The sequence below is a fragment of the Pantoea eucrina genome (assembly GCF_002095385.1).
In the GTDB taxonomy this organism is placed as follows: Bacteria; Pseudomonadota; Gammaproteobacteria; order Enterobacterales; family Enterobacteriaceae; genus Pantoea; species Pantoea eucrina.
Genome location: NZ_MIPP01000071.1, coordinates 1 through 7,578 on the forward strand (window position 1 = coordinate 1; position 7,578 = coordinate 7,578).

General features: G+C 56.5%; 6 protein-coding genes and 1 pseudogene. 2 read left to right on the forward strand and 5 right to left on the reverse strand.

Features of this window, described 5'->3' with window-relative positions:
* Positions 1 to 130 precede the first annotated feature (130 nt).
* Positions 131 to 1,435, forward strand: a complete 1,305-nt coding sequence (locus HA43_RS18010; protein ID WP_094112288.1) for an MFS family transporter — start codon at positions 131 to 133, stop codon at positions 1,433 to 1,435.
* Here the strand turns inward: HA43_RS18010 and HA43_RS18015 are convergent, their stop codons facing one another.
* The 5 genes from HA43_RS18015 to trxC all read right to left on the reverse strand — a co-directional run bounded on the left by HA43_RS18015 (position 1,436) and on the right by trxC (position 7,181).
* On the reverse strand, positions 1,436 to 1,756 hold the full coding sequence (locus HA43_RS18015; RefSeq protein WP_094112289.1) for a YfiM family lipoprotein: 321 nt from the start codon (positions 1,754 to 1,756) through the stop codon (positions 1,436 to 1,438).
* 4 nt (positions 1,757 to 1,760) lie between these two features.
* Positions 1,761 to 3,116, reverse strand: a complete 1,356-nt coding sequence (pssA, locus tag HA43_RS18020; RefSeq protein WP_071668497.1) for a CDP-diacylglycerol--serine O-phosphatidyltransferase — start codon at positions 3,114 to 3,116, stop codon at positions 1,761 to 1,763.
* 87 nt (positions 3,117 to 3,203) lie between these two features.
* Positions 3,204 to 5,894, reverse strand: a complete 2,691-nt coding sequence (locus HA43_RS18025) for a bifunctional acetate--CoA ligase family protein/GNAT family N-acetyltransferase (protein WP_094112290.1) — start codon at positions 5,892 to 5,894, stop codon at positions 3,204 to 3,206.
* 86 nt (positions 5,895 to 5,980) lie between these two features.
* On the reverse strand, positions 5,981 to 6,685 hold the full coding sequence (locus HA43_RS18030) for a tRNA-uridine aminocarboxypropyltransferase (protein ID WP_094112291.1): 705 nt from the start codon (positions 6,683 to 6,685) through the stop codon (positions 5,981 to 5,983).
* A gap of 76 nt (positions 6,686 to 6,761) precedes the next feature.
* Positions 6,762 to 7,181 (reverse strand): thioredoxin TrxC, encoded by a 420-nt coding sequence (gene trxC / locus HA43_RS18035; RefSeq protein WP_039385620.1) that lies wholly within the window; start codon positions 7,179 to 7,181, stop codon positions 6,762 to 6,764.
* A gap of 156 nt (positions 7,182 to 7,337) precedes the next feature.
* Here trxC and HA43_RS19270 point away from each other — a divergent pair.
* Positions 7,338 to 7,578, forward strand: a pseudogene (locus HA43_RS19270) (tRNA/rRNA methyltransferase); the annotation flags it as partial.

Sequence of the window (7,578 nt, forward strand, 5' to 3'; positions counted from 1 at the left end):
TAGCGGCAGCTGCTCCCTTCATTCTTTACTACCGTTTCTCATTCCGGAGCAGAGCCAATTCCCTTATCGGGCAAACTAATGTTTTACTACCCGTTTCGCGTTTTTTCTTCGCAAGGAAATGAGGTAAAGCATGACCCATCAGGAACATCAAAACAGCAGACCGCCTGTATCAGCAGCAGAGACGCGGCAACGGATCCGGGCAATTGTCGGGGCGTCGTCCGGTAACCTGGTCGAGTGGTTTGACTTTTACGTTTACTCTTTTTTCTCCCTCTATTTTGCTCATGTCTTTTTTCCGGCAGGTGATACCACCACACAGCTTCTGCAAACTGCCGGGGTATTCGCTGCAGGTTTTCTGATGCGGCCGATCGGCGGCTGGCTGTTTGGCTATATTGCCGATAAGCACGGACGTAAAACGTCTATGCTGATCTCGGTCTGCATGATGTGTCTGGGCTCTTTAGTTATTGCGTGTCTGCCAGGCTATGGCGAAATTGGCATAGCCGCGCCGGTTATTCTGCTGCTGGCGCGTATGTTTCAGGGGCTGTCAGTGGGTGGCGAGTATGGCACCAGTGCAACCTATATGAGTGAAGTCGCGCTGGAAGGCCGCAAAGGGTTTTATGCTTCTTTTCAGTATGTGACGCTGATTGGCGGCCAGCTGATGGCGGTGTTAACCGTCGTGGTACTGCAGCAGCTACTGGATGATGAGGCGCTGCGCAGCTGGGGCTGGCGTATCCCGTTTTTCATCGGTGCCGGGCTGGCTATCGTCGCACTCTGGCTGCGACGCTCTCTGAATGAAACCTCTGAAAAGTCACATCGCGCGCATCGCGATGCGGGCAGCGTGATAGGGCTGTTGCGCAATCACTCACGCGCATTCTTTATGGTGCTGGGTTTTACCGCCGGCGGCTCGCTGAGCTTCTACACCTTTACCACCTATATGCAGAAGTATCTGGTCAATAGTGCCGGAATGGACGCGCGCAGTGCCAGCGGTCTGATGACGGGGGCGTTACTGGTCTTTATGGTGATCCAGCCTGTTGTCGGTGCGCTATCAGATAAAATCGGACGGCGTGCTTCCATGATGATATTTGGCGCGGGCGCCGCAACCTGTACCGTACCTGTTCTGCTGCTGCTGCAGCATACTGAGAGTCACTGGGTCACATTCCTGCTGGTTATGCTGGCGCTGATTATCACCAGCTTCTATACCGCCATCAGCGGGATCCTTAAGGCTGAGATGTTTCCGCCAGAGGTGCGTGCGCTGGGCGTAGGACTCTCTTATGCGGTGGCCAACGCGATTTTTGGCGGCTCGGCTGAATATGTCGCTTTGCTGATGAAAAGAGAAGGTATCGAAACCAGCTTCTTCTGGTATGTCTCAGCCATGGGCGCGCTCTCTTTCCTGGTCTCACTTATGCTGCATCGCAAGGGAAAAGGAATTGCGCTGTAGTCAGTGACGGATATTCCAGAGCATGATGCCGCTGGCAGCGCCGGCGGCATCCCATGCCAGATCTTTCCAGCTCCAGCCGCTTCCTGCCGCACGGCTGTCATAGAGCTCTTTTGCCGCGCCAAAACTGAGTGAAAACATCAGGCCAAAACCCATATTTTGGGCGTTATCCTGCTGCTGGTGACGGGAAATTTCGCTGCCGGCGGCGGCAAGCAGCGCTGAGGCAACATAGTGCTGCGCTTTATCTTTACCGGTCCAGCGATCCTGCGCCTGATGCGCACATCCGCTACACAGCAACACTATACAGAGGATGCACGCCCGCATGACTTTACAGCAGCCGGCTGATCAACCGATCGATGCGGATGCGCCGCAGTCGACGGATAAGCTTGCGCACTTTGGCGGGGTAGTCAGAGATACTTTCCAGCTCGCGAAAGTGAGTGACCACCGTAGTATGCTCGCGGATTAGCGTCAGCTCTTTCTCGCGCTGTTCCGCCAGCTGATTAAGTGGGTCGTGAATCAATACCGCATTTTCCAGATCCAGACGCCACGCGCGCGGGTTGAGATTGTTGCCGGTGATCATCATCCACTCATCATCAACCCATATGCCTTTCAGGTGATAGCTGTTTTCACCATCTTTCCACAGGCGTACCGTCAGCTGACCGTTATCAACATAGTACTGCAGGCGGCTGAGGAAGCGACGCAGGTTGATCTCATAAAGATAGGGCAGGGCGCCGATCACTTTGAAGGGCTCAGACGGCGGAATATAGAAATCGTTCGCCGTTTTATCACCGACAATAATCTCGACATCCTTGCCCTGACGCAGCAGATGGATCAGGTTACGCACCAGAATGGCAGGCAGATTAAAGTAAGGTGTGCAGAGCGTCAGCTTCTGCTCGGCGCAGGGCATCAGATGGAAAATAGTTTTATTAAGTAAGCTGCGCTTGCCCAGACCCACCAGCGGCGTCACCGCCAGCGTATCGTTACCGGCATCGCCGGTAAAATGATAATGAAAACTGCGCAGCTCGCTGCGAAACTGACGCGTCTCGTTTTTGATTTCCGGGCTGGAAGGACGCTCAGCCTGATCGAGGCGGTTGACCGCATCAGACTGTTTCAGGTTTTCATCGATCCACTCATACATCGCATTCGTTAACTGTGGATTACGAATCAGCTGATAGCGATCGTAGCGGTACCGTTCATGCTGATGCAGATAGACATCATTCAGGCTGGCTCCGCTGTAAAGCAGCGTATCGTCGATGATAAAACCTTTGAGATGCAGGACGCCCAGCGCTTCCCGCGTATTAACCGGAATACCATAAACCGGAATAGCAATATCCGGATGCCGGGTAGCCATCTCGCAGTACCAGTCAGCATTGGTCAGGCCACGCGCCGCACCGATACGTCCACGCTGCGCACGATGCCAGTCTACCAGAATGGCGATATCCAGTTCCGGACGAGCCTGACGCGCCGCATACAGCGCCTCCATAATACTGCGGCCGCCATCATCATTTTCCAGATAGAGCGCAGCAATACAGATGCGTTTTTCTGCCGCTGCAATTTTTGCCAGCAGCGTTTCGCGAAACTCAGCGGGCGAAAAAAGCGTGGTCACATCCGACACAGATTGTGACAGTTTAGGCAGCTGTGCGAGGTGTTGTTGGTGTTTATTGCGTTTAAATTTAGACAACATCACAGTGCACTTCTTCTCTGTTCATTTGTATGGCCTTTTGCCATCAAATCATGATCCTAACGTCAAATAATAACATCAACTCACCTGTTAAGGAGGATTTTTACCGTTCTCTACAGGCGGCGTTACGACGTCAATCAACGGTAAATTAAGCGTGACAATGCCATCATCAAGCTGAATATTCACGCGAAAGTTAAGTTTGCGCGCCAGCGTAATCATGCCGCTATTGTGCGGCATGGTTATACCGTTCAATTGTTGCAGACCGTGATCGCGGGTATAGCGAATCATCTTCTCCAGCAGCCGTCGCCCCATACCCAGCCCTTTGAGATCGGAACGAACCAGCACTGAAAACTCCGCATCAACATTATCAGCGTCAGATATCGCGCGGGTAACGCCGATAATCTCCTCTTCAGCGCCTTCCCGCTGGCGTACCGCCACAATCGCCATTTCGCGGTCGTAATCTATCTGCGTCATATTGGCTAAATCATCGTGGGTGAATTCGCTGATTTCACTGAAATAGCGGTAGTAGAGATCCTCTTTAGTCACCTGCGCAATAAAAGCGCGCAGCTGCGGCTCATCCTCAGGCAGGATTGGGCGAAACAGGCAGTGCTGGCCATCTTTCAACTCAACCTGCTCCTCCAGATGCTGTGGGTAAGGGCGGATAACCAGCCGCGCCTCGCTGTCGCCGCTAAAAGGGGCCAGCTGCAGCGTGACGTCAATAAGGGTAAAGGTTTCTGCCGATGCCAGCAGCGGATGAATATCAAGCCGCTGGATCTCCGGACAATCCACTACCAGGTTTGATACCTGTACCAGCAGCTGGCTCAGCCCGGCGATATCGAGCGGATGCAGCGCGCTGCGGCTGCGGATCTTGCCGCTTTTTATCGCCTGAATCACCAGATAGCGCGCCAGCGTCATATTCAGCGGCGGCAGCGCTACGGCGGCCTGTTTATCAGGCTGCCATTCAGCCCCCCCTTCGCCGAGCAGGATAATCGGGCCAAACAGCGGATCCTGGTCTACCACTACGCGCAGCTCCTGAGCGCCAGCCCGGCTGGCCATACTCTGTACCAGCAGGCCATCGACGCGCGCCTGCGGATGCGTGCTGCGCACGCGCTCAAAAATAGCCTGTGCGGCCTGTTTCACCTCGGCAGCGCTGCGCAGATAGAGCATCACACCCTGTACCTCAGATTTATGGGCGATATCGGGCGAGCGCAGTTTGAGGGCGACCGGATAGCCCGTCTGCTCAGCAATAGTGACCGCTTCCTGACTGTCGCTTGCGATCCAGCCGGGCAGCGTTGTCAGACCATAAGCCTGCATAACAGGCTGCACCTCATGGGTATCCAGCGTGGTCACACCGCGGTCAAGTGCCTGCTGCAGCAGCTGATGCGCTTTAGCGCTGTTTTGCTGCAGCCCCGGTGGCAGCGCCGGCGTTTCCCGCAGCTGCTTCTGGTTACGGCGATACTCGACCTGATGCATAAACGCGGTCACGGTGCCTTCCGGGGTGCGCCAGGTCGGAATGCCGGCCTGGGTAAAGGCGCGCCGCGCCGCCTGGGATGAGGATTCACCGCACCAGTTAGTCAGCAGCGTGATCTGCCTGCCGCGCGGATGACGCGCGAGTGCAGCAATAATCTGCTCCGCCGTCTCGGTCGCTGGCGCAACCGCGCTGGGGGAGTGAATAATCATCAGGGCGTCAAAATCATGACTGTCGAGCAGCAGTTCAATGCAGGCAACGTAGCGGGCAGGTGTGGCGTCATCTTTTAAATCCAGCGGGTTTCCCCGGCCAGCGCCCTCCGGCAGTAGTGAGGCTACTCTCTGTCGCATCGCCTCATCCAGCGAAGCCAGCTTACCGCTGCGCGCATAGAGCGCATCCAGCGCCAGAGCAGCCGGCGCAGCGCCGTTGCTGACGATCATCAGGCGCTCGCCGCGCAGCGGACGCATGTGGCTGAGTGATTCAACCGCAGAGAAAAGTTCATGCGTATCCTGCACGCGCAGCAGGCCGGCGCGTTGTATTGCGGCATCCCAGGCGGCATCCAGGCCGCTCAGGGTGCCAATCATCGCCTGCGCCTCCCGGCTGCGTCCGCTTTTGATGACCAGAATAGGCTTATTGCGTGAGGCGCTGCGCGAGGCGGAGACAAAACGCCGGGCATCGCTCAGGTGTTCCAGGTAGAGCAGGATAGCGCTGGTTTTCGGGTCGCGTGCCAGAAAATCGAGCACGTCATCGACATCGATATCGAGGCTGTCGCCCAGCGCGATAAACCAGGAGAAGCCGAGATTCCGCTGCTGCGCCCAGTCGAGGATGGTATTTGAGACCGCGGCAGACTGTGAAACAAAAGCAATACGCCCTTTAGCGATGGGCACCGGCGAGAAGCTGGCATTCAGCCCCTGCCACGGGGCCAGCAGTCCAAGACTGTTAGGGCCGAGCAGGCGAATCTGCCACTGGCTGGCGCAGGTTTTCAGCGTCTCAAGCTGGCTGGCGGGTGAGGAGAGAATAATGCAGGCTCTGCAGCCTTTTTCGCCCAGCTGCTGCAGCAGCTCTGGATTGCGCTTTGCATGGGTGCAGATAATGGCCAGATCGGGAGCAAAAGGCAGACTGGCGATATCGGGCCATGCCAGCACGCCCTGTACCGCCTTATATTTTGGCGTAACCGGCAGCACCGGGCCGCTGAAGCCGCCCGCCAGCAGGTTGCGCATCAGGAAATAGCCGGCACGCCCCGGCGTTACCGAGGCGCCAATTACCGCAATCGATTTAGGTCTTAACAGCGCTTCCAGTCCACGTTGACTCATCATCCACTCCTGCTGTCGGGATTGGCATGATTGTAAACGCTTTTACGGCGAAAACCGATTTGCTGCTGTCAGGCTGCGAGCCAGCTTCAGTTTTCGCTGCTGTTTAACGCCTGCTGCGTATGAACCGGATGATGCGGTTTGCCTGCAAGGTAGGCGTGACGGAACTGTTCAAAGTGCTGCTGCAGGGCGCTGGCGGCCACGTTGTCACCCGCCTGAGCAAGCAGCGCTGCGGCGACCTCTGCCGTGCAGTGCTGTCCTTCGCCGTGCGCCTCCCGCAGGGTGTAGCGCGACGGGGTGTTCACGCTCAGCGACATCACCGGAAAATGGTCCAGCCACGGACTTTTACGAAACATTTTGCGCGCCTCAGACCAGGTGCCATCCAGCATAATAAACAGTGGCGGTTTACCGCTGATCGGCGGCGCAGTCAGCACCTCACGTCCGGGATCGGCATAAGAGGCGGGGAACACCACCACCGGCTGATAGTCGCTGCTCTGCACTGCTGCCAGCAGCGCCGGGTCAGGCTCCGTTCGCGACCAGCCGAAGGCGAGGGTATCCGGCAGCACATCGGCAATCAGGCGTCCGGTATTGCTGGGCTTCATCGGTTCAGTATCGAACATCACCAGGCAGAAGCGGCTGCGCGACTGCTGCGGCTGCAGCGTGGCACACAGGCAGTGCCTGTGCGGCAACAGACAGCGCTGACAGCGCACAACGCGATTACCGCGCGCGAGAAAGGGCCGCGTAGCGCGGGCCAGACGTTGCGCCCGTAAGCGCAGAACAGCATTTTCAGACATAGACAGGCAGGGCAGGAAAAACGTCAGTGTAATAGAAGGGGGAAAGCAAGGCCAGCAATCTGCTGGCCTTCAGTGACTACAGGGTTTCGTCGAGCCACTCATTAAACGGCGTTTTCGGCATCGCGCCATTCAGCATATCGACCATTTCGCCCCGTTTAAAAATCATGATGGTCGGGATCGTGCGGATGCGAAAACGCGTGCTGAGCGCCTGCTCAGCTTCCGTATTGACTTTAATAAAACGCACTTTGCCGCTGCGTTCGGCCGCAACTTCTTTAAATACGGGCGCAAAGTTCACGCAGGGGCCGCACCACGGCGCCCAGAAGTCGATCACGACCGGCAGGTCATCCTGCAGATATTTATCCAGCGTAGCGGCCGTGGCATTAACTACCTCGCCGTTGAAAAGCGCTTCGCCGCAGCGACCGCACTTTGCACCGTCGGCCAGACGCGCTTCGGGAACGCGGTTAACTGCCTGACAGCCGGCGCATACAGTATTCATTGTCATCTCAAACCGGTCCTGTAAATCTGATGATAGAGTCGTATTATGAAAAGGCTGGATGCTATGCTCAATCTGGATTACCCAATAGGTTCAATAGTTGATAGCTAAGCGCTGGCACATCAGGTAATCTTCGCGCTCTCAATGCTGGAGGAACAGATGAACGACGAATTTAAAGGCAAAAGCGGCAAGGTAAAAGTGATGTATGTACGTGAAGAGGAGGGCGGCAGTAAGCCAAATCCGCGTACCGGCAAAGGCGGCCGTCCTGCTGCGCGCCAGGAAGATAATCGTCGCTCTGCTCCCCGCAGCAATCGCAACAATGACGAAAGCGATCGCGCGCGCGCGCCACGCAGCGGTGACGATTCCGGTCGCTCACGCAGCCGCGACGACGCTGGCCGCT